Annotated in this window: 17 protein-coding genes and 2 pseudogenes; 4 read left to right on the top strand and 15 right to left on the bottom strand. The window is 52.3% G+C overall.

The window, feature by feature from the left end; genetic code table 11:
• Positions 1-818: 818 nt before the first annotated feature.
• The 6 genes and pseudogenes from AC3I0A_RS28390 to AC3I0A_RS28365 form a co-directional block, all read right to left on the bottom strand.
• Positions 819-1340 (bottom strand): hypothetical protein, encoded by a 522-nt coding sequence (locus AC3I0A_RS28390; RefSeq protein WP_053160591.1) that lies wholly within the window; start codon positions 1338-1340, stop codon positions 819-821.
• A 180-nt stretch (positions 1341-1520) separates the two neighbouring features.
• Complete coding sequence (locus AC3I0A_RS28385) at positions 1521-1682, bottom strand: DUF1652 domain-containing protein (RefSeq protein ID WP_082344494.1); 162 nt, start codon at positions 1680-1682, stop codon at positions 1521-1523.
• 1374 nt (positions 1683-3056) lie between these two features.
• The gene (locus tag AC3I0A_RS28380; protein ID WP_489378813.1) at positions 3057-3542 is read right to left on the bottom strand and encodes a substrate binding domain-containing protein; all 486 of its coding nucleotides are present in this window, start codon (positions 3540-3542) and stop codon (positions 3057-3059) included.
• Positions 3543-3583: 41 nt separating this feature from the next.
• Entirely contained in the window at positions 3584-4339 is a 756-nt protein-coding gene (gene istB, locus AC3I0A_RS28375; protein WP_011077977.1) for an IS21-like element ISPre4 family helper ATPase IstB, read from the bottom strand.
• Between the two features lie 20 nt (positions 4340-4359).
• A complete protein-coding gene (gene istA, locus AC3I0A_RS28370; protein WP_041771204.1) occupies positions 4360-5874 on the bottom strand; it encodes an IS21-like element ISPre4 family transposase in 1515 nt (504 codons plus the stop codon).
• Positions 5875-6037: 163 nt separating this feature from the next.
• Positions 6038-6571: pseudogene (locus AC3I0A_RS28365) on the bottom strand (LysR family transcriptional regulator); the annotation flags it as partial.
• A 109-nt stretch (positions 6572-6680) separates the two neighbouring features.
• Between AC3I0A_RS28365 and AC3I0A_RS28360 the strand changes: the two are divergent.
• The gene (locus tag AC3I0A_RS28360) at positions 6681-6932 is read left to right on the top strand and encodes a DUF2790 domain-containing protein (protein ID WP_053160587.1); all 252 of its coding nucleotides are present in this window, start codon (positions 6681-6683) and stop codon (positions 6930-6932) included.
• Between the two features lie 12 nt (positions 6933-6944).
• Here the strand turns inward: AC3I0A_RS28360 and AC3I0A_RS28355 are convergent, their stop codons facing one another.
• Together AC3I0A_RS28355 and AC3I0A_RS28350 are read right to left on the bottom strand one after the other, a co-directional pair.
• The gene (locus AC3I0A_RS28355) at positions 6945-8201 is read right to left on the bottom strand and encodes an OprD family porin (protein WP_489378812.1); all 1257 of its coding nucleotides are present in this window, start codon (positions 8199-8201) and stop codon (positions 6945-6947) included.
• Positions 8202-8470: 269 nt separating this feature from the next.
• Positions 8471-9811: an MFS transporter gene (locus AC3I0A_RS28350; protein WP_489378811.1), complete on the bottom strand. Its 1341-nt coding sequence runs from the start codon at positions 9809-9811 to the stop codon at positions 8471-8473.
• Positions 9812-10429: 618 nt separating this feature from the next.
• Here AC3I0A_RS28350 and AC3I0A_RS28345 point away from each other — a divergent pair.
• Positions 10430-11137: pseudogene (locus AC3I0A_RS28345) on the top strand (thiamine pyrophosphate-dependent enzyme); the annotation flags it as partial.
• A gap of 209 nt (positions 11138-11346) precedes the next feature.
• On the opposite strand, the gene AC3I0A_RS28340 reads toward AC3I0A_RS28345, so the two are convergent.
• Positions 11347-11859 carry a methyl-accepting chemotaxis protein gene (locus AC3I0A_RS28340; protein WP_489378831.1) on the bottom strand — a complete coding sequence of 171 codons (513 nt, stop codon included), beginning with the start codon at positions 11857-11859 and terminating at the stop codon, positions 11347-11349.
• 1055 nt (positions 11860-12914) lie between these two features.
• Here AC3I0A_RS28340 and AC3I0A_RS28335 point away from each other — a divergent pair.
• Entirely contained in the window at positions 12915-13706 is a 792-nt protein-coding gene (locus AC3I0A_RS28335; protein ID WP_053160581.1) for an IclR family transcriptional regulator, read from the top strand.
• A 44-nt stretch (positions 13707-13750) separates the two neighbouring features.
• Here AC3I0A_RS28335 and AC3I0A_RS28330 read toward each other — a convergent pair whose 3' ends face one another.
• From AC3I0A_RS28330 to AC3I0A_RS28305, 6 genes are all read right to left on the bottom strand, one after another.
• Positions 13751-15097 carry an OprD family outer membrane porin gene (locus AC3I0A_RS28330; RefSeq protein WP_489378830.1) on the bottom strand — a complete coding sequence of 449 codons (1347 nt, stop codon included), beginning with the start codon at positions 15095-15097 and terminating at the stop codon, positions 13751-13753.
• Between the two features lie 132 nt (positions 15098-15229).
• Positions 15230-16000: an SDR family NAD(P)-dependent oxidoreductase gene (locus AC3I0A_RS28325; protein WP_489378810.1), complete on the bottom strand. Its 771-nt coding sequence runs from the start codon at positions 15998-16000 to the stop codon at positions 15230-15232.
• Positions 16001-16033: 33 nt separating this feature from the next.
• The gene (locus AC3I0A_RS28320; RefSeq protein ID WP_489378809.1) at positions 16034-17347 is read right to left on the bottom strand and encodes an MFS transporter; all 1314 of its coding nucleotides are present in this window, start codon (positions 17345-17347) and stop codon (positions 16034-16036) included.
• A 103-nt stretch (positions 17348-17450) separates the two neighbouring features.
• A complete protein-coding gene (locus AC3I0A_RS28315) occupies positions 17451-18992 on the bottom strand; it encodes a 3-hydroxyacyl-CoA dehydrogenase (protein ID WP_489378808.1) in 1542 nt (513 codons plus the stop codon).
• A 34-nt stretch (positions 18993-19026) separates the two neighbouring features.
• Positions 19027-20235: a CaiB/BaiF CoA transferase family protein gene (locus AC3I0A_RS28310; protein ID WP_489378807.1), complete on the bottom strand. Its 1209-nt coding sequence runs from the start codon at positions 20233-20235 to the stop codon at positions 19027-19029.
• Positions 20225-21058, bottom strand: a complete 834-nt coding sequence (locus AC3I0A_RS28305) for an HTD2 family dehydratase (RefSeq protein ID WP_489378805.1) — start codon at positions 21056-21058, stop codon at positions 20225-20227. Before AC3I0A_RS28305 ends, AC3I0A_RS28310 begins: the two co-directional genes overlap by 11 nt.
• Positions 21059-21344: 286 nt before the next feature.
• Between AC3I0A_RS28305 and AC3I0A_RS28300 the strand changes: the two genes are divergently transcribed.
• The gene (locus AC3I0A_RS28300) at positions 21345-21764 is read left to right on the top strand and encodes a VOC family protein (RefSeq protein WP_053160570.1); all 420 of its coding nucleotides are present in this window, start codon (positions 21345-21347) and stop codon (positions 21762-21764) included.
• Positions 21765-21933: the final 169 nt, after the last annotated feature.

Genomic DNA, 21933 nt, shown 5'->3' with positions numbered 1-21933 from the left:
CAGCGACTAATTTGTCGCAGAAGTCTCTATAAAAAAGTTAAAAAATTTAGACTACCACTCAAGTTTCGAGTTTCGCCTCCGTTTGATTAGTCATGCGACTTATTTTTTGGGAAAATTGAAACTATGAGCACAAAGCTGCCACCAAACAAATTTTTTACTTTCAAGTATGGCTCGCTCGAGGGTAACTCGCACGAGTTCACGTTTGCTATCTTCACTTACCCGGACACTTCCGAAGGTGAAGTCGCAGACGATTAAAACAGTTACTGCTTTCTTATGGACACAGAGCCCAACGGCGTAATTTCAATCAAAATCGATGAGTTTCGCTTTAAGTTCACGCCTAAGCAGGCTGTGGCGCTGGCCTCAATACTCACTCCGCTATCAAGAGAAAAAGGATGAATTGCCTAATCAGCCAACGATATACTGCAACCGCGCTCGCTTGATTCCGTGGCCCCTGGTTTGGATCACTGAACGCTCAAAGAGGAGTGTGCATTTGATTGGCCAGTCCGTGCGTGAGTTGCCCTGGAGGGCAGGTTGGAACGGGTGGCTGAGATGTTGGGGCATCGCAATCAAAGTACTACACTGAACTACTTGCGCTTGCCAAAGCCAAGTTCGCAGAAGTAATTCGCTTATGGAAACTAAGCCTTGAGGGTGGTCTAGCGCTAGGGGACGGCTATGGTGAGCGATGCCGTTCCCGTATAGAAGATGTCTTGGCACTATCTAGTTCTCATCCTCCCGCCTGGGGGTTCCGCTTGCTCGCAGTTCGGCCACAACCAGCTTCGCCCGACTTCGCTTCTAGACATTACAGAAAACCCTTCAAATCAAGTTGTCGCGACCTCTTGCGAGGCGTTGAGCAAACCCTCACTTAGCCAGGTCGCATCATCTTGCGTGAACGAGTAACACATGAAGGGGAACACTAACTCGTAACCCCCGTCCTGGATTGTGCAGACCACAATTGACGTTGTGCCTGAAGATGAACCCTCAAAGAAGTCTCCGCTAGCGTCTTCAATCGCAATCTCGCCATTTGCCCAGTATTGGCGGGCGCTCATTCCAGCAAGGCTATGAGTTTTAAACAATCCATTCGGCCGGTTTCCGAATTCGGCTTCATAACTTCCTTCGCCTCCTGAAATAGCCAGTGCTTTTTTCAGGCACGCTGAAATCTCTTGGGCGACTTCAGAAGTGACGCTGAATTTTACGATGTCTAGCTCAATCATGATTCGCGCGGTCGGAAGCAGCTCGATAGCGCAAGTATACGTTTCATCAAATTCCAGTCCGCGCCACGAATCGAACTCTTTAAAAATACGGAAATCAGCGGATGCTTTTGAAGTCTGGAACATGCTCATGGGAATGCCTTATATGGTTGCTCTGATAGATACAAACGGATGCGTTTCGAGAAACTTGAGATGCTTTCTGAAATTATTTCGCGAAGGTTGAGCGGTGGGCATTCCAAATGCTGGTTCTCCTGCGACCAGAAATCAATGAATTTCTCAAATTGTGAAGGAAAGGGCCTACTTCAAGTCGAGTCAAGTCGATCCAAACACACCCGGGACAAACAGTTCGACACGGCCCGAGGATGGCTCAATCATCTTGATCAAAAGCGACCCTTTAAGGTTCACGGAGCAAGTGCAGGAGTGGGGTAACAAACCACTCTCAACGATATGTCGGAGCTCTAAAGCTGAAATCATTACTGTTCCTTGCCTATAAGTCCCAGGAGTCAAGGACGCGCCGAAGCAAAATTCACGACGAATTGTTTCAGCTGCTCTGACGGGACTTCGTTCTGACTGTCTACTTCCGCCGCTACCTGACAACCTCTGTACTGTGAGCCTGGCGGTATAAAAATAACGGTCAGATGCTTCACGCCCTTGATGGCGAGATGATCCACGAATGACACACAATGAGTCGTGCGGCCGCCGGACGAAGTTATCCCGCCGCTCAAAAGACCCAATAACTATATAAAAATTGTGTCTATTTAGATATTTTTTGACTACAAATAATAGCAGAGGGCCTAGCGGCCCCAACGGGCGAGCTATCACATGCAATCCCAGCCCCACCCGCTCTTTTGTATTTCGCGCTTGAAATCGAGACAAAAAAGACAGTCAAAGCAAGAGCATTAACGACGAAAATGCAAAATGAATAGTAATAGCTATTCAGCCCGAGCCTTGGGAGGCTGGGCCACCGCTGCTCTTTTTGTCCTCAAATAATAGATCTCCGTTTTTGAAAAATGATTTCAATGGTGGCCATTTGAAATTTTTATAAATTTTCCCCCAGCGGGTCATGAGCCCCAGCGCTTCATAGCGAGAGCAGAAGTACCTGGAGGTTCATGGGCAGGCTGTTATGTACCTGCTGGTTTTGCATGACCTTAAGTTTCAGCAATTGTGCGGCTGTTTTCATGAACGGCTCCGATGCTAATGACGGATAAAAAAATGCAAAAAAAGGGCCTGAAACCGTTTGGCTCCAGGCGCCTTTGCCTGTTCTTATGGGGTGCTAGTGCCTACTTCAACAGCTTGGCGCGCACTGAGCCAGATGGCCTATTAGCCCCATCGATCTTCGTTGAATGAGGGACTGTACAGAGGAATTCGTATCTAGTAACCCAATTCGAATCTCGCAGGCTTTGTGCCAGCCGCCTGCAGAGGATTCAACATCTGGTGAAGTCCGGCTCTCCAACGTAGCGATGTGGTCACGGCGACCTCGATCAAAGAGAATTTCAATGGGTTTTACCCGCATCCAAGAAGAGACGTGTTTACCCTCAAGTCGAATCGCTGAGCTAACTGAGACAAAAGTCCGCTCCACCGCTTCCGACTGGTGCACGTTGTCACGCAGGAAGCTTTACAACAGTGCATGTTCCAGTTACCTCATTGGATTGGAAAGCCGTTTACCAGCTGAGCCGAAAGCGGTAATGCGAGGATCGAATCCTTACAATGTCTTAGTTAAAACTCGGGCGATCAGACAACTGAATCGTGCAAGGAAATTGGACGTTGAACAGACCACGCGCTGCCGCTAAAGCGGCGCAGGTCGTCCCGATGAAGCACAGATGCTCTTGAGAGGCAGCTCATCGGAATTCAACGAGCCCAATACTCTGGGCTCTCGATAACGCTGACATGGCTGGCGAACAACGAAGGCAGATGAACCTGTAGGTATTCCACCCAAGTCCGTACCTTGGCGTCTAGGAAACGTCGAGAGGGATAGAGCGCAAAAATATTGCGTTCCCGCAATCTGCAGTCGGGAAGCACACGAACCAAGGTGCCGTCACGTAAACCCGGCGTCGCACTGAAGAATGGAAGGAGGCTTATACCCATCCCTTCTTCCGTAGCCTTAACCATCGCATCCGCTACGTTGGTACTGAACGGGCCTTCCGGTGAAATCGTTACATCTCCCTGTTCCAATTTGAAACGCCAAATGCCCTCTTGAAAATCCTGAAGGTGCAAACAGCGATGGTCGCTCAATTGGGCGGGTTGCTCGGGAATCCCCTTTTGTGCCAGATATGCGCATTCCACGCCATCCGGCCACCCAGTCCACCAACATCCGGCCACCCGTTCCACGCTCATCCGGCCAGGCAGTCGGAGCGCAGCGACGCAGGTTTGCATTGTTAGTCTGAAGTCCCTGTCGTCGTCAATTTCGTTGCGCGTCTGCGCATCGATTCGCCCTTCAGTTCGATCCGATAAGCGTTGTGCACCAGCCGGTCGAGGATCGCGTCGCCCAAGGTCGGATCGCCGATCAGTGCATGCCATTTGTCCACGGGCATCTGGCTGGTGACCAGCGTCGAGCGGTTGCCGTAGCGGTCGTCCAATAGCTCAAGCATGTCGCGCCGTTGCGGTGCGGTAAACGGCGCCAGGCCCCAGTCGTCCAGGATCAGCAAGTCGGTCTTGGCATAGCCCGCCATCAGTTTCGCGAATCGACCGTCTCCGTGGGCCAGGCCCAGTTCCTCCATCAGGCGCGGCAGACGCAAGTAGCGCACGCTGTAGCCGTCACGGCAGGCCTTGTGGGCCAGCGCGCAGGCGAGCCAGGTTTTGCCTACACCGGTCGGGCCGCCGATGATCAGGTTCAAGCCATCGCGCAGCCATTGGCCGCTGCCCAGTTGCAGGATCAGGGACTTGTCCAGGCCGCGTGGGCTGCGGTAATCGATGTCTTCCAGGCAAGCGTTGTGGCGCAGTCGTGCCAGTTTCAGCCGGCTGCTCAGACGCGTGTTTTCACGTTCGGTCAGCTCGCGGTCGATCATCAGGCCGAGGCGTTCGTCGAAGCTCAGATCATTGATATCGGGCGTGGCGTGTTGCTCGCTCAGCGCCTTGATCATGCCGTGCAGGCGCAGGGTTTGCAGCTTGTCGAGTGTCGGATTGGGCAGCATTTTGGTGCTCCTTTTTCAGGTCAGTGGTAGTAGCCAGGGCCGCGCAGGTTGATGTGTTCGTCGGGCAGTAGCGGCAGGTTTTGCTGGGACAGCGGTAGCTTTTCCAGCCCTTGGCGCAGGATCGATTCAAGGCTTTTGTAGCTGCACGCGCCCAGTGCCAGCGCTCGCTGGCAAGCGGCTTCCAGCCGCTCTTCGCCGTGCTGCTTGCTCAGGCGCAGGATGCCCAGGCAGGCGCGGAAGCCGTGCTGAGGATGGATTCGGCGCTCAAGGATGTAGGCGATAACGCCAGCGGTGTTAGGCCCGGTCTGCTCGGCCCAGCGGATCAGCCGTTGCGGTGTCCATTCGGCGTGCTCCCGGTGGCTCTTGGGCATGTGCTCGGTTTGGGTGGTGTGGCGGCCTTTGTGCAGCGAGCGCAGGTGACTGGCCACCCGCTGGTTGGCGTGGAAGCACTCGACGGTCTTAGCGGTTAGCCGCACTTCGAGTTGGTGCTTCACCAACTGGTACGGCACCGAGTAGTAATGGCCCTCGACCTCGACGTGGTAGTCGATGTGCACCCGCACCTTTTTCCATTCGGCGTAGATGTACGGATGTTCTGGTAGCGGTTGCAGTGCGGGTTGGTCGATGGTCTCAAAGGCCGAGCGGCGTGAGCCGGGCAGCTTCTTGAAGGGCTTTTGATTGAGGCGTTCGAGCAGCAGGCTGATTGCCGTGTTGAGTTCGCCCAGCGAGAAGAACTGGCGGTTGCGCAGCGCGGCGAGGATCCAGCGCTCGACGACTTGCACGCCGACTTCGACCTTGGCTTTGTCCTTGGGTTTGCGCGAGCGAGCAGGTAATACGGCGATGCCGTAATGCTCGGCGAGATCGCGGTAACTGGGGTTGATGTCGGGCTCGTAGCGATGCGCCTTGGTGACGCCGCTGCGCAGATTATCGGGCACCAGGATCTGCGATGTGCCACCGAAAAAAGCAAAACAGCGGGCGTGCGAGCCCAGCCAGTCAGGCAGCTTCTGCGACCAGGTGGCCTCGGCAAAGGTGTAGCTGGACGCGCCGAGAACGGCGACGAAGATCTGCGTTTGGCGGATCTCGCCGGTTCGCCGATCAATGACCGGTACGGTCTGGCCGGCGTAATCGACGAACAGCTTTTCGCCGGCACGGTGCTCCTGGCGCATGACCACGTCGACCTTGGCGGCCCAGAGGCGGTAGTGCTCGCAGAACCAGCTGTATTGGAAGCCTTGCGGGTGGGCGAGTCGGTATTCCTGCCAAAGCAGGGCCAGAGTTACGCCGGGGCGGCGTAACTCCCCGTGTACATGAGCCCAGTCTGGCACCGGCCTTTGATCGCTGGGAACGGTGGGCGGCGGCGGAAAAAGATGCCGTTGTAACTCGGCGTCAGTCAGCGCAGAGGGCCAGGTCAGGCCGCTGGCAGCAAAGCGATTGAGGTACTCACCGACGCTGGCTCGGCCTACTTGCAAGCTGCCAGCGACCTGGCGGGCAGATAGGCCGACCTCGAATTTGAGACGTAGCACTTCTCGAATTTTACGCATGGATAAACGCTCCACGACGACCTCTCTGCTTCGATAAAAGAGGTCGATGGTAGTGAATAATCCTGCGTTGCTGCCTGCCTTAAGGGTGGCCGGATGAGCGTGGAATGGGTGGCCGGATCATCGTGGAATCAGTGGCCGGATGTTTATGGAATAGGTGGCCGGATGGCCGTGGAATCCGCACCAGATATCCTGGAGCGGCACAGACCACACTAAATATCTGCCCAACTGTCTGACAAACCAGTGCAGAGTCCGGTAGGGAGTGGGCAATCGAAATAACAATATCGTGCCCTTCCTCAAGGGGGTCGGGATTATGCTGAGAGAGCGTTAGCGTGATTGAGACATCAGGGTATCGCTCGCTATACCCAGCAATTAATGGCGTGATCAGGACACCGAGACCGCTCATGCAATGTACACGTAGTCGTCCTCTAGGATTGAGATGCGCACCGCGTGCCTCTACCGTCGCTTCCATCACATCTTCCAGGATGTCGCGACAACGCACGAGAAAACGGTCGCCGGATTCTGTGAGGCTTAGCCGCCGAGTTGTGCGGTGTAGTAGCCGGGTTTCCAAATGCTGCTCCAGATCGGCAATCAAGCGGGAAACCTGCGCGCCTGACAGATCTAACGCGTCGGCAGCGGCTGAAAAACTGCCACTGTCTACCACCTTTGCAAACACCGTCATGTTGTTCAGCAAGTCCATTACTTCACGTCCCGATTACTACGTTATGTGTACAGGTCAATCTCTCTGTGTTGCATTTATCTGATTCTCAGCCCTGATAAAATTGGCAGCACATCCAGAGGGTTAAATCATGAACAGCAAACTCATCAAACACATCAGCCTCTCGTTTTTTTTCATCACCACTGGCGCCACTGCGGCAGACAGTATTTCGAGCGCTGCATCCGCTGATACCAAAAGTCTTGATATGCAACGCGTCGTTTCAATCTCTTCGGTACCCGTCAGTTGTCAGGTGGAACCGGTAACCATGGTGTATATCGACAACCAAGGCCTCAGCCATACCATATCTTACAAAGTGATGGGTACCTGCCAAGGTGGCGTCTGACCGGCTCTCCGATCAGAAAAGTTTCCAGGTGTAACTCAATATCAAACGATTCTCGTCAACGTCGGTGCGATAATTAGAGCGCGCCATGACATTGCGAACCCGCACGCCCAGTCCGCTCAACAAGCCATTTTGAAACGCATATCCAATATCGAGGTCACGCTCCCGATCCTTCCCTTCAAAACCACCGCCGGTCTCGACGTTATTACCTTTGATGTAGCGTACAGTAGTAGTGAGACCTGGTATTCCCATGGCTACAAAATCGTAGTCGTATCGGGCCTGCCAAGAACGCTCATCCGTCGACGCAAACTCATACGTAGGTACCTCGTTACCTAACGGGGAAATATTGGCAAACACTCTGGGGAATGCGCTCTCTCCAAACATTGCCTGGTATCCAATGTAAAAAGTATGGCCACCGCGCTTTGCAGATAACAGAGAAAATGCCGCCTTGTTATCGATATTCCCCAGCAGCTCGCTGCCGTCCTCCTTCGCATTGTAATAGCCGAGATTGGCACCTAAAACCCAGTCACCCACAGGCTGACTGTGCTTGAGACCAAGGAAATTTTGGGCGTAAATGTCTTTCAGTTGGCCGTGCCACAAACTGACACTGGATCGATTGGAATTAAAACTGTAATCGCCACCGAAGTAGTTGAATGCATCACTCTCGGCCTGACGTTGAGGCACAAACCCCAACATGGCTATCATCTTCTCATCGCCCGCTTCATTGCGAAGGCTGGTGCTGGTCAAGTGACCGGCTTGTAAGCTAAGGCCACCAATCTCACTGGAAGTGATACTCACACCCTGATAACTCGGGGGTAGCAAACGTATGTCGCTGAACGCGAGCACTGGAAGATTGGGCTGCAGTTCCCCGACCTTCAATTCAGTGTTTGAGATTTTTGTCTTAAAGGTTAATCCGAGGCGACTGTAATCATCCGCCGCTCGCCCGTCGCCCTGTACAGGCAGCAAACCAGTATTGACCCGATCAGGGCTACTATCGAGCTTCAGACCCAAAGTGCCTAAAGCATCGACGCCAAAACCTATCGGGCCTGTTGTGTACCCGGATTTGAACGTCAAGATAAAACCCTGTGCCCACTCCTCGGCTTTAGACTGTTGATTGGCACCGACAATATCAGAATAGTCGCGGCTAAAATAATAGTTACGTGCCTGCACGGTAGCGGTAGAACCCCCGATAAACCCCTGATCCGCCGCCGATGCGGCGAGGGGCATAATAATAAGTGAAAGCAAGATACGCTGGTTGGTCGGTTGGTTCATGTCGTCGCTCTTATTTATTGTTATCGACTGCTATCAGCAGCGTGTTATCACGATCGGTTCATATGCTGGGCATTAGACTTTCGCGACTGGTGCTGTAATCGCACGCGGCATCCAGGCCTTTCTTAGGTGAATACTTTCAGACAGCGCAATACGCAGTCGCCGCTGAAACTTTTATTTTTCGTTTGAATATTTGAAACAACATGCTCTACAAGCAGCACTTTCCTGGGCAAACGAGCCCTCCCTGGACTCGTCTTTCTGCTGACTCAACCTTACGGCGAAACGACTTGCTTGGGAGATAAGATCCGACGGCTCATGGCGTTTTGTATCAGGAAAACCAGTACAGCTATCGCTCCTACCAATCCTGGTATGGCGAAGATCAGGAAGTTCGCCTGAAGCGGCAATGACGAAGCTTGCAATACACCGCCCAGCAACGGGCCAATGATTGCGCCGGTGCGACCCACGCCCATCGCCCAGCCGAGGCCTGTAGCCCGTACCTCGGGAGGATAAAATTGGACGGTACAGGCGTTGGCCAATATTTGCGTGCCGATGGTGCAAGCACCCGCAATGGCGATGAGCAAATAGAGCACTGGTAATGGTGCTTTAAGGGCGAGCAGGCTGAGGGCCAGAGCCCCGCAACTGAAGTAGGCGAACAAGACTTTAGCTATGCCTATTCGATCACCCAACCATCCACCGGCTACTGCGCCGATGATCGCGCCCACGTTCAGCACCACTAGAAACGCCAAACTGGAGTTCAAGCCGTATCCCGCAGCGGTCATGAGTTTCGGTAACCAAGAGCTCAACGCATAGACCATCAGCAGGCAACAGAAAAACGCCAACCACAACATAAAGGTGCTTAGTTTGCGACCATCCCGGAACAGCTTCGCAATCGACACGCTAGTGCCTTTAGTGACTGCCTGGCTTAACTGATCGCTTTCGCTGGGTGCATAACTCGGTGCGACTTGCGTCAGCAACCCTTGGGCTTTCACGGTCTGTCCAGTGCGCAGGAGGAAATCCATCGATTCAGGCAACTGCCGAATCAAAAATGGCAGTACCAGAAGTGGAATCAAAGCCACATAGAACACGGCTTGCCAACCCCACTGAGGTATCAGCACCATACCCAGTCCGGCAGACAACATACCGCCTAAGGAGTAGCCACTGAACATAAGCGCGACTAAGGTGCTGCGCGATTTCTTTGGAGCGTACTCGTTCATCAACGCGACAACGTTTGGCATTACCCCGCCGATTCCTAGACCCGCGATAAAACGACATAACGCAAAAGCCTCCGGGCTTTGCGCCATGCCATTGAGGGCCGTGACGCCGCTGAAAAGCGTCACGCAGATCATGATGGTTTTACGTCGGCCGATCCGGTCAGACAATGACCCAAAAAACAGAGCACCCAACATCATACCGACCAGTGCACAACTACCTAGTGCCCCGGCCTGTATCGAGCTCAGTCCCCACTCGGCCATCAATGACGGCAGCACGACGCCGTAGATCACCAGATCGTAGCCGTCGAAGATGATGATCAGCGCGCACCAGAATAGTACGCGCGCATGGAAGGCGTTGAAGCGTGCCCCGTCAAGCAGGGCTGTTACATCGATTGTACGCATGGCATCGCTCTTTTTGTCATTGTTATAGAGCCGGAGCTTTAAACGCCTCCGGGCTTTGCGCGGTGCCCAATTAGCTGGTTAACCTGCGCGTTGCGCTTGAGTGACACCAGCTATTCAGGATTAGGCATGCGCAGATTATGGCCAACGTGTCGACGGTGATAAATGCAGTGATTCGTATACCCACTATTTCGAGCGTGAATGAGCATAGGGGCGGAGCTGAGTAAGGCGATCTTGCAAACGTTCTGAAGGTGAAGCATTTGAGACGACTGCAACTCAATGTGGCCGATTACTCGCCTGCGAACACAGTCTCACAGGGTCATGGATAAAGCTCTTGCATCAGTGAGTGCTGAGTTCGTTTGATTGGGGTATCGAGATCCGTCCAGGCCAAACCGAGTGCAGTCTGATGACCTTCCAACTTATGGGGGGCTGGAAATGACATTGGGTGGCAAAGTCTTCGCGGCACCTGATGGAACGATACCCACCCACAGCCCTGCCGAAACCAGCGCCTGCATCGTCGTGTATTGCCCTAGCTCAGCAGCAGTGTTTAGATTCGTTTCGAATCCTGCGCGCGCAGCAATCAGTTCGTCATGCATACGCGGCGAAAATCGTCGTGATCGCGACATAGCCGATGCTGTGTGGCAGATCGGCAAAGCGCTGAACGGTACCTACATTGGGGTTTCACCCGCCTGCTGGAGATCCGCGAAGCTAACGAAATCCTGATCACCGACGGCGCCGACAGCAGCCGCTTCCGGTGTATCCACGCCGCCTGGTCGCTGACATCCGTCGCGTGTTGCCGTAAAAAGGTATCGTCGCCCTGGACAACGGCATCTTCAAGATCTGGTTCGCTCGCAACTACAAGGCGCACAAGCCGAACACTGTGCTGCTGGATAACGCCTTAGCGACCATGGGCGCCGGCTTGCCTTCGGCGATGGCAGCACACCTTGTGCATCCGCATCGTTCGGTAATTTCGGTTTGTGGTGACGGTGGTTTCATGATGAACAGTCAGGAACTGGAAACCGCTGTGCGCCTGGCATGCACATCACTGTGGTGATCCTGCGGGACGACGGCTACGGGATGATCCGCTGGAAACAGGCGAATATGGGGTTCACCGATTTCGGCCTGAATTACGGTAACCCGGATTTCGTCAAATACGCCGAAGCCTATGGTGCCAACGGCCATCGTGTGGAAAGCGCTGCAGGCCTGCTACGACTGCTAGAACACTGCATCAACACCCCGGGCGTGCACGTGATCGACTGCCAAGTCGACTACAGCGAGAACGACCGCATTCTCAATCATGAGTTATCTGAACGCTCGCTGAGCGCCTGAAGGAAGATGCCGCCGAGTAACTTTGATTCGGTGGAACACGATGTCTGCTAAAGAGGCACAAAAGCAAAGCCCCGGAGGTTCGCGGCTCCAGGGCTTCTATTTTCGCCCCCATCCCTTAATGTTGGCGAACGTGGCCGGCACAATACCAGTAGCTATTGGATTTATCTCTACGACCATGGATAAAAGCTTTCGGCAAGCAAAGCGTCGGTTTATCGAACAAGAGTCTGACGCCGACTTCCCCGACCGGGAGAGGACACGGGCACTTGCACCAACTCAGGCACCAACGACTCCACCTGACCTGCCAGCAATCGTTGTTCGGCTAGTCGCGACATGACCCTTTCTACAATCTCCATTCGCGCCACGGCAGCGTCACGCAATCCTTGCATCGACTGCAGGGCCTCGTCGGACTGCGCTAAGCCGTTGCGCGCCGATACGCTGAGGTGGTCGATCCCGCCACGGGCGTCTTCGGCCGTACGCTCCAGACTTTGGGCAATCTGGTGAATCTGGGCACTGGAATCGGCGACGCGCCTAGAAAGGTTTCGCACTTCATCTGCCACCACGGCGAAGCCGCGACCATGCTCGCCCGCACGAGCTGCTTCGATTGCGGCATTGAGGGCCAACAGATTTGTTTGCCGAGCGATGTCCTGGATGCTTCCGACCAACCCGCTGATTTGCACGGACTGCCCACCTAGTTCGCCGAAGGCAAGAGCCAGGTGTTCCATGGACTGATCGAGCTCGCAAAAGATAGCGGCTGAGGCTTGGATACTCTGCGTACTAGCGCTGACTTTACTTCCTGCGTCGCGGGCTAATTGGTTAGCAAAACGCATATCTTGCTCGGTCTCCTCGATTGCCTGGCTCAATTCGCTGAGATTATTGCGTAGACGGGGATCTAGCATCGGAGGCTCGGGCTTTGAAACTGCATTGACAGAAATCTCTTGTGGCAATACGCGGGTTTCTACCGGCACCTCAACCTTCACCTCGACTACTTGCACTTTTACGAAGTGATATAGCCAGCCTGCAGTCACCATTGCCAGAACGATGAGCGACAAACTGGCGAAAATGTACTCGGGATAAAATCCTGCGACAAGGCAGGTTATGACTGCCCCGCCCTGCACCAGAGCTGCAAAGCGGGTGCGCGTTGTGAATTTCGACATTATGATTCCCCTGCCCGCATGGCCATAAAGGCTTGCCGAGCTAGATTCGTTATTGTTTTTGGTATGACCCGCGGTGACCTGTCCGGATGCGTAGGGCAACCGCCGAGGATTGCTCTTCCAGCATGCAAGCAAGCTTTGGGCAATTAATGTTAGCCGGGGGTTGAAGGTCGGGACTATCCGATCTGTGTAGACCTCTATCCGTTTTAAAATCTGTTTACTTTTTTTCCTTCATTCCGCATCGACTATCCAGAGGTGTCTCGAGATATAACTCGTGAATCAAAATCAGCTAAATGCCGTATTACATTTAGGTTCATCGCCTTGAACCGGCACTGCCCGAGTGCTCGCAAGGAAGTCACACGTTTTATATTTGCTTGACCAAATGCATAGGTGAATGTAGTGTAGGCTTCATTAATGATTGGGCGGGGTCAACTGGTGGTAAATCCTTACAGGCCCCACAGCGTGGGACTATGTTGAAGTCCACCCAGACTCTCGCTTAGCACCGAGTGCCATCAATGCACCTCTAATCGGGTACCGTCAGGGTCGGTACGGCGTTACTAAAAGTGGTGTATGGCCCCCATGCTGCTCCCAGAATTTACTTTCGACGTTTTGAATGGAACAGGAATATGAGTGAAGAACTCGTAGCTAAAACAACAGACTCTGAAACCAAAGCTTATGCAGCGCCAGCGCTTGAAAAAGGACTCGATATCCTTGAGATGCTGTGCGCGACTGAGCAACCACTTACGCAACGTGAAATTGCTCAACGACTCGGGCGTAGCGTAGGAGAAGTTTATCGAATGATAAACTGCCTTGTAGGCAGAAACTACGTCAGTTTGCTAGATGACTCCTACAGCATTACAACTAAGTTATTTGAACTTGCTCATATGAATCCGCCTACGCAGCGTCTCTTGAATGAGGCGAGGCCTATTATGCATAAGCTTTCGAACGACCTGGAACAATCTTGCCATCTGACGCTGTACGGTCAAGGGAAGCAAATGGTGATCGCGAAAGTTGATGTTCCTAGCGGAATGGGATTTAGCGTGCGCGTAGGTGCTGAGCTTGACGTTATTGTATCGGCGTCTGGTAGGGTGCTACTAGCTTTCCAGGATAAGGGTGTGAGGGAGATTCGAATCGAAGAATCTCTCGCGAGAACTCCGGAATACCAAGATCCGCAGTTAGACATGGTGCTTGAACGAATTAGGTCTGACGGCTTTGAATCTGCACACAGTATTCAAGTCAGGGGGCTGCATGCCATCAGTTTTCCGATCCTTGATGTCAATAACCACGCTATTGCAGCATTAACAGTGCCTTACTCCGAAAGGATCGATCAGCGAGGACGCAAATCGATATCCGATGCTCAGATATCGCTGGGCAATGCGGCTAAGCTGCTATCAAGTAGAGTGGGCGGAAAACAGTAACCAAGCAGGGCTGGCAAGCCAAGTTGCGGCTTGCCACCACATGTTTATTTGAATGAATATGTATAATTCAGATAGAGACGCGTTTGGTCTACGTCAGCCCCACCTTGACTGCCCGGAACTTCAGTTCTGAAATTCCCTCGCATGAGAGAAGCGCCAAAATCCTTCAAAGGCCCGGACTGAATGACATAGTCAAGTCTCATATCCCTCTCCCACTCGCTGTACTCTCGCCCATTTCCCGTTCTGTCCTTAATATTTTCGCCTTTGAGGTAAATAAGAGACGCCTTCAAACCAGGAATACCGTTCGCAACGAAATCATATGAATACTGGCCAAAAGTGGTGTTTTCACCAGCTCGTATGAATGTGTTCGCCATTACATCGGTAAAAAGATAAACAGAGGCCCCGCCCTGCCCTTCGAGACTATTTTTTCCGTCTCGCACGCTTCCGGAATTAACATAGACCATGCTTCCATCATCGCTGACGCTTTGGTAGCCCAGCAAAAGTGCATGCCCCCCAAAACTATAGGTCAACATAGCTGCCCATGTTTGGTTGTCCACTTCTCCGGGTTTACTTGCGAAGCCGCCAGCATTGTTGAATACATATCCGTTCGACCCCGACTTACCATCTGAGCCATTGTCGAAATACCGGAGATCCCCTTTCAGTGTATGCCCTGGCATAATTTGATAGGTGTACACCAAGCCTGCAAAATCCTGCACGTAATAATCTTTAAGCTCAGCGTGATAGTATTGGAGAAGAAGATCTTTAGTGGGTGACCAGTCACCACCGATAAACGTGAAGCTGTTTGAGCCTCGCGCGCCACCGTTGACGGCTAGTGCCGAATAATTACTAGAGGCTCGGCTACTCCCATCTGTGATTTTTCCGCCAACCAGGTTGAGCCCATTCAATTCCTTTACGCTGAGGATTCCTCCTTCAAACGCCTGAGGCATGACCCTAGAGTTGTTGGAGACAAGGATGGGTAGGTTCGGCATCAGCGCATTGCCTATTTTCAGCTCAGTCTGCGATACCTTGAATTTTGCGTTACCGCCTAGCCTAGCCCAGGTATCGACTGGAGAGCCGTCAGACGTAACAGGAGTAACTGTGTTAACCGTCGACGCTGATTGGTTGTCGATTCCACCACCCAAATTGAAAGCAGTGAGCGCTTGAACATCAAGCCCAAAACCCACAGTCCCCTCAGTAAACCCAGAAGCAAAATCTGCCCTAAGGCCAAGGGCGGTCTGACGTTGGTCAGCCCCACCAGCTTCCCTTACATCATTCTCAAAATAAAGAGACCGGGCCCCGACTGAAGTTTTGGCATCCTCTAAGAAACCAGCACTCAGACAATTGGCGCTCAAGATGGTGAGCGAAGTAGCTATCGCGACCTTTGTAACTTTCACTTTAATGCCTCTTGTATTTATTATTTTAATTTTGGCAGCATGCGTCAACGCCGGTGACATATCGCCTCCAGTTGCACACTGCCAAATTTTTGATTAAAGCTTTAGCGGGAACCTAAAGAAATACGGTAAATATTAATGAATATGGCTACCCCCATTAACGTCTACCGTCGACCCGGTAATGTAAGATGAGTAGTCAGACGCCAAGAACATACACGCGCCGGCAATATCTACTGCGCGTCCGGCTCGCTGCAACGGAATGGACGCGACAATCTCCTTGTATTTATCGGCGCTCATACCATCGATCATTCCAGTCTCCGTCATCGAAGGGCAGACAGTGTTCGCCCTTATACCGTGAACTCCAAACTCTCTCGCGATGGTCTTGGTCAGACTAATCACTCCACCCTTAGATGCCGCATAATGAGCCCCACCAACCAAGCCGCCTCCACGCTGAGCAGCGACAGAGGCAACATTGATAATAGAACCGTAACCCTGGGTTTTCATTATTCGAAGCGACTCCTTCGACAAGTTGAAAGCCCCTTTCAAGTTTATGTTTATCATCCTGTCAAAGTCTGGCTCTTCAATTGATAAGATCGAAAGTGATTGTACGATTCCGGCGCAGTTCACCAGAGCGTCAATTTTGCCAAACTCTCTGACTACCTCATCAAAAAGACCTGCACAATCCAAGGAGCTTGAAATATCACACTTTCGGCCGATGAGCACCGAGTTGATTTGGTTTTTCTCATCGATAGTGTGTTTGATGGTGGCTGCAACGTCTTCATCCATGGCAACGTCGACAGCAATTACTTTTGCACCTTGACTTGCAAAGAGATCAGCAACCGCAAAACCAATCCCTCTAAGGGAAGCTGCCCCAACCACAACACATACTTTATCTTTCAAAATCATTATGACTCTCCGAATTTTATACGGCAGTTAAGTTCAGCGTGACATTTCTAAGTGACGAGTTTCTGGGCTGAAGATGATTGCGATCATTGCCACGCTGATAATCACAGCACAAAAAATTGTGACGGGCAGCGTTGATCCACCACTGTTTTGAAGCAACCAGGCGACGACAAACGGAGTTGGGCCACCTGCGACTAGGTTCGCGCCGGTGTACGCTGCCGCAGATCCGGAGTAACGGACTTTAGTTGGGAATGGCTCAGCAAAAAACGCAGGCTGCACCCCAGATTGAATTTGCAAAAAGCCTACAAATGCGGCCATTGCGGCGAATATGACGTACCAGTTTTTGGTATCGAGTAGCGAGAAGTAGATCAGTGAGACCAACAGCATCATCACCGAAGCGAATAACATGACCGGTTTTCTGCCCAAGCGATCACTCATGGCGCCGCCACCGATAACCATCAGTACCGCCAACAGGTTTGCGCCAGCCAAGCAAAGGAAAGCCATCTGGCTGTCCATTCCTAGGTTTTTAGTGAGGTAGCTAAGAGAGAACACAGTGATTACGTAAAAGCATGCGGTCGGGGCACACCAGATAACCAATAGTCGCAGGATAGTCCTAGGGTACTGTTTGAAGACATCAAGCCCTGAAACCTTCTCTGTCACTCCTTGGGATTGAGCCTTCTTGAATGCCGGTGTTTCAGTCACGCGCATCCGAATATAGACCCCGACAATTACTAGCAGGAAACTCATCCAGAATGGAATACGCCATCCCCAGCTCTCGAACTCAACGATGCCCATGACAGCGATAAGCCCGAACATCATGCCGTTCGCACAGGCGGAGCTGAACGAAGAACCGATATTGATGAACGATCCATACAGGCCTCGCTTACCTTTCGGGGCGTGCTCCATTGTCATCAACTGCGCACCAGTTGCTTCACCTCCAAGAGCAAAGCCTTGAAGAAAACGCAACGCGACTAAGAAAATAGGCGCGGCAATGCCTATCGTCTGATACGTCGGTAGGCACCCAATCAAAAAGGACGCACCACCCATTAAACAAAGGGTATAGAGCAGAATGTTCTTGCGGCCGATGCGGTCACCCAACATACCAAAACAGATTCCACCCAGCGGTCTAGCGAAGAAGCCAATTCCGAAAGTGATGAAAGCTGCCAAGATCCCCATATTGGGATCCATAGCCGAGAAAAACAATTTAGGGAACACGGTGGCCGCAACGGCTCCGTATGCAGCAAAGTCAATCCACTCCAGGGCCGCTCCAACAGAACTGGCTACCGTAGCGCGAATTGCCATCGACTCCTTTGGCTTTGTTTCAACATGATCCAGCGTCGCTTCCGTCATATTAGACCTCTTATATTTATTGTCGTCCCGATATATCTGCGTATCTCTATAACTGTCTTCGGCTTCCCTGCTTTGTGTTTCCTGTGCCAACTCAACCGATCACTTAGTTTATTTTTAACTCCTCTGTTTTTAGTGAGATCTCCAACAAGGCGCGCCTTGTTAACCAAGGTGACGGTCGGTAACGAGGATCACCTGAGCTCTGGTGAATATTCTTCAAAATTTTCAAGATGATTTTCGCGCCAATATGATCGCCAAGTTCAAAAGGGCCCATTGGATATGCCAAACCTAATTTCACAGCTAAATCGATATCAGCTGGGGTTGCGATCTCTTGTTGGGCGATGTCGCATCCCGTATTAACAATCATGGCGACAATGCGTTGGGCAACGAAACCGGTGGAATCTCTGATGATGGTGACGGGCGATCCGCTAGACCCGAACAATGCGTGCGCCTGTGATCTCGTCGACTCGCGAGTGACAGGAGTCGTCATCAACGTTACTCGTTTGCCAGTCGAGAAGGAGAACAGCGCGTCTATTGCGATAACCCGGGTCGCGTCCAGCCCCTCCTCTACTGCTGCGGTGGTTGCATCAGTGCCGAAGGGAGTGAGAAGGATCAACGACTCGTCATCTGGCTGGTCAGTATCATCAATCATTACACTGGTCTGCTTGATGAGCTCCAATACTCTCTGCGCTGCAGACGGGTGCCGCTTACTTATCCAGACTTTTGCTGGAAGAGCACCGAGCTTCGAGATCTCATTCGAGGTGCTCTGCTTTCCATCGACGTATGTGTAAAAACCATCTCCACTTTTACGCCCGAGTAAACCCCCGGCAAGTCTCGCCTTGGCAATTGGCGATGGACGAAAACGCGGCTCTTCGTAGAATTGGTGATAAATCGCCTCCATTACGGGCTGAGATACATCAAGGCCCGTTAAATCTAGTAACTCGAACGGGCCGAGCTTAAAGCCGGCCTGCTCACGCATTATCGCATCGATCTGTTGGGGCGACGCCACACCCTCACCCAGGACTTTCAAGCCTTCAGTGTTCATCGCACGTCCTGCGTGATTCACGATGAAACCTGGCATATCTTTGGTGCGCACCGGGGTATGCCCAATTTTGTGCGTGAATGAAACAAGCGCGTCCGACACTGCCGGGCTCGTCCGTATCCCTTCGATCACTTCAGCAATTTTCATCAATGGAACAGGATTGAAGAAGTGGAATCCCACAAAGCGCTCGGGATGCGTACACACCTGCGCAATCTCTGTCACTGAAAGTGAAGAGGTGTTCGTCGCTAAAATGCAGATTTCGTCTACAGTTGCCTCAAGCGCCTTGAAGATGCCTTGCTTGACGTCGATTCGCTCCACGACCGCTTCGATGACCAAATCGCAGGGGGCCATGTCCGACAGTTCTCCAACAGCCTTTAAACACCATTTGGCGTTAGCGACCTCGGCTTCTGACATCTTTCCTTTACTTTCAAGTCTGTCGAACATGGCGCAAATCTGTCCGGTGGCGGCGAGCGTTGCCTCCGCATTCGCGTCATAAAGCAGTACTTCGACGCCTGCAGCAGCGGCAATCTGGGCAATACCTCGCCCCATAGCGCCTGCGCCAACGATCCCGATTGTTTGGATTCGATCTACGTTCTGGACTGGCATCGTGTGGACTCCTTCTCTTTTGCGGCTGATCAGATCAACGGCCATGGGCAACGTGGGCCGCGCCCGAAGTGACAAGTTCATTGATGTGGTCAGCATCAAAGCCAAGCTCAGCTAAGAGAGCGTTCGTCTCCCAGCCTTTCGGCTGAGTCGGGGCCCCTGCACTTAGGTAACTGCCGTTGTACTTCACTGTTGACCTGATCCAGGCAGTCTTGCCCTCCGAGGGATGCAGTTCATGATTGATCAAACCAACGGCCTGAAGATGTGGATCTGTTGGCAGCGTTTCGAGGGTGTGACAAGGTTTGGCCGCAATATCTGCTGCCTTGAAATCCGCTAACCATTCGGCAGTGGTTTTTTGAAGCAAAGGCGCTCCACGTATTTCGAACCATTCGTGGACATACGCAGCTCGTCCCGCAACTGTCGCAAAACGCTTGTCATCAATCAGGTCGGCTTTACCCACCGCTGCTAGAAAAGCTCTGACCTGGGAATCAGTATTCACGGTGAAAGAGATCCAGCCGTCAGCGGTCTGCACGGGTTTGTTATAGGGGCTTAAAAGACGCTGATCACCGCCTGGCCCAACCGGTGGATCAAAACTCTGCTGCGCAAGATGCTCTTGCAGTACGAACGCCGACATTGTCTCGAACATTGGGATTTCGAGACTTACACCCTCACCTGTCTGTCGACGCCCATAGAGTGCAGACATGATTGCGCCAGCGGCAATTTCGCCCACGACGTGATCGCAAATCAGCATCGGAACATAGCGAGGAACACCGTCTCTTGCGAGGCTGAGCCCAGTCATCCCGGTAGCTGCCTGTATAACGCTGTCATAGGTGGGCTCCCCTGCGTAGGGGCCATCCGAGCCATACCCTGTGATGAGGCAATAGATCTTGTCGGGATATCTTTGAAGGATTGTTTCCGAATCAATATTCAACTTTTTCAATGCTAGAGGACGCATGTTGGCGATTATCACATCAGCGTTTTTCACCAATGCGTCCATCACCTCGCGGGATCCCTCTGCCTTCAGATTCAGGCAGATATTGCGCTTGCCACGGTTCAGATGCAGATAGGTACCTGAGTGCTGCCCCGTGGGAGAAATGCCTCCCAGACCCCGCATCAGGTCTCCTTCAGGGCTTTCAACCTTGATGATCTCAGCCCCATATTGAGCAAGTCTGGACGAACAGGCTGGCCCGACAACAACGCTGGTTAAGTCGAGTATCCGAATACCATTGAGAGGCTTACTGGTCATTGACATGAACCTCCATCTCTCCGGCCAGCTTTCCGATGTCGTTGAACACCTTCACCATCAGAACCCCATCATGTTCATCGCGGGCAATGGTCAGGCGGCGGCCACTAAACAACGGTGCTAGATAGCGGAGCTTTAGCTTGCTCGGTATGACTCCGAGTTCTTTGTCCAGATATTCCGTAAGGAGGAGCGTGACGAGACCGCCATTGACCACCAGATCTGGAAAGCCTTCGACATTGCGCGCGTATTCACGATCCAGATGGATCTTGTGAGAGTTGAAACCCAGCGCGGAGTACTGAAATAGGAGAGTGTCATCAGGGGTCACGACCTTCTGATGCTCCAAAGAAATTGGCTCACCTGCGCCATTTTCCGTGGGTCGCTGTGCGGCTGGAGGCATTAGAAAAAACGTCTGAAGTTCTCTAACTGCGACTTCTAAGCTTCCTTGGGGGGTTAGCTCGTGCGCTGTCGTAACGATCGCTACTTCTCCGGATCGAGTGGCTTTGCGCTCGATTCCAGCGACGAAACTTTTGCGGGTGACATTGCTACCAATCGGTATCGGTTTGTTGAAAGTCACCTCACGGCCTGACTGCAACAGCCGAGGCAAACCAAGATCTGGTAAGGCGACACCGAGCCCAGGAAAACCATCAGACCGAACACGGGATCGAGGTGTATCAGCTCCCAGCAAGATGAAGTGCCATCCCTGGGGTAATGCCATGCCCTCGCTGAACCCGTCCAGTGGGAGATCAAGCATCGACGCGACTCGCCGAACAGTGCTGAGAGAGCAAGTCTCCAGCCGATCCGAGACTTCTGCCAATTCCTCACGCATGGAGCTTCCTCCTAAACCATGTGCAAATCGAAAGATGCACAGGTGAAATTGTTATTGTGTATTCGAATCCTATCACGGGTTTTTCCGGATTGTCACCGAATACACAAATTAAAAATTTCACCAATGCACTTGCAATTTCATATGCACATCGTTTTATGATGGGCCGTCGGTTAGCCCGGCGCATTAGCAAGAATCTGTCGGGCTTTTTAATCGCCAATCGGCGCATCGAAGGCGTAGGCCCCAGGTATGAGCCCCTTATTTCCAATTACAATTCAAAGGATCAGCCATGAAATTCCATTTCCATCACATGAACCTCTGCTCTGAAAACGTCGGTCGCCTCTCTTCGTTTTACCGCTCCATTTTTGACCTCGACCGTATCGAGGACGAGGAGCACGTGCGCTGCAACACCGACACAGCGCATGGCTATAGCGCGGAAGTAGATTTCGTAACTGACGGAGCTGTTGAGTTTCACTTGGCGACCAAGGACATTGACCTCAGCTTCCGTATGAACCAAGCCATCAATCCTCTGCACAGCGGCCACTTTTGCTTTCGCACAGATGACATCGAGGGCTTCAAGAAGCGCCTCGAGGAGCTGAAAATTCCATATGCGGATTACGGGGTTTGGGCCATGGCAAACTGGTATCAGATCTTCTTGCAAGATCCGGATGGCAATATCATCGAAGTGCACCAGCCAATAGCTAAGTAACACCTCAGCGCTCAAGCACTAAAGGCCCGCCATGCCCATTTCTTCGGAGGAATCGGGGCATGGCGGGCTTTGCTGTTGAATGTATTCGAGCTTCATGGCGTAAGGACGCTGCATGAAGATGCCCCAATTACTGCGGGATAGATCAACTCAATCTGATATTGACCTTCAA

This window comes from Pseudomonas sp. KH_024_B2, from assembly GCF_057839965.1.
The sequence above is the reverse complement of the archived record's forward strand: the minus strand, read 5'-3'. Positions and strand labels throughout refer to the sequence as shown.

Excerpts from the sequence above, each read along its gene's own strand:
- AC3I0A_RS28390 (WP_053160591.1), bottom strand. The coding sequence starts at position 1,340 with ATGAGCATGTTCCAGACTTCAAAAGCATCCGCTGATTTCCGTATTTTT.
- AC3I0A_RS28385 (WP_082344494.1), bottom strand. The coding sequence starts at position 1,682 with ATGATTTCAGCTTTAGAGCTCCGACATATCGTTGAGAGTGGTTTGTTA.
- AC3I0A_RS28380 (WP_489378813.1), bottom strand. The coding sequence starts at position 3,542 with ATGAGCGTGGAACGGGTGGCCGGATGTTGGTGGACTGGGTGGCCGGAT.
- istB (WP_011077977.1), bottom strand. The coding sequence starts at position 4,339 with ATGCTGCCCAATCCGACACTCGACAAGCTGCAAACCCTGCGCCTGCAC.
- istA (WP_041771204.1), bottom strand. The coding sequence starts at position 5,874 with ATGCGTAAAATTCGAGAAGTGCTACGTCTCAAATTCGAGGTCGGCCTA.
- AC3I0A_RS28360 (WP_053160587.1), top strand. The coding sequence starts at position 6,681 with ATGAACAGCAAACTCATCAAACACATCAGCCTCTCGTTTTTTTTCATC.
- AC3I0A_RS28355 (WP_489378812.1), bottom strand. The coding sequence starts at position 8,201 with ATGAACCAACCGACCAACCAGCGTATCTTGCTTTCACTTATTATTATG.
- AC3I0A_RS28350 (WP_489378811.1), bottom strand. The coding sequence starts at position 9,811 with ATGCGTACAATCGATGTAACAGCCCTGCTTGACGGGGCACGCTTCAAC.
- AC3I0A_RS28340 (WP_489378831.1), bottom strand. The coding sequence starts at position 11,859 with ATGGAACACCTGGCTCTTGCCTTCGGCGAACTAGGTGGGCAGTCCGTG.
- AC3I0A_RS28335 (WP_053160581.1), top strand. The coding sequence starts at position 12,915 with ATGAGTGAAGAACTCGTAGCTAAAACAACAGACTCTGAAACCAAAGCT.
- AC3I0A_RS28325 (WP_489378810.1), bottom strand. The coding sequence starts at position 16,000 with ATGATTTTGAAAGATAAAGTATGTGTTGTGGTTGGGGCAGCTTCCCTT.
- AC3I0A_RS28320 (WP_489378809.1), bottom strand. The coding sequence starts at position 17,347 with ATGACGGAAGCGACGCTGGATCATGTTGAAACAAAGCCAAAGGAGTCG.
- AC3I0A_RS28315 (WP_489378808.1), bottom strand. The coding sequence starts at position 18,992 with ATGCCAGTCCAGAACGTAGATCGAATCCAAACAATCGGGATCGTTGGC.
- AC3I0A_RS28310 (WP_489378807.1), bottom strand. The coding sequence starts at position 20,235 with ATGACCAGTAAGCCTCTCAATGGTATTCGGATACTCGACTTAACCAGC.
- AC3I0A_RS28305 (WP_489378805.1), bottom strand. The coding sequence starts at position 21,058 with ATGCGTGAGGAATTGGCAGAAGTCTCGGATCGGCTGGAGACTTGCTCT.
- AC3I0A_RS28300 (WP_053160570.1), top strand. The coding sequence starts at position 21,345 with ATGAAATTCCATTTCCATCACATGAACCTCTGCTCTGAAAACGTCGGT.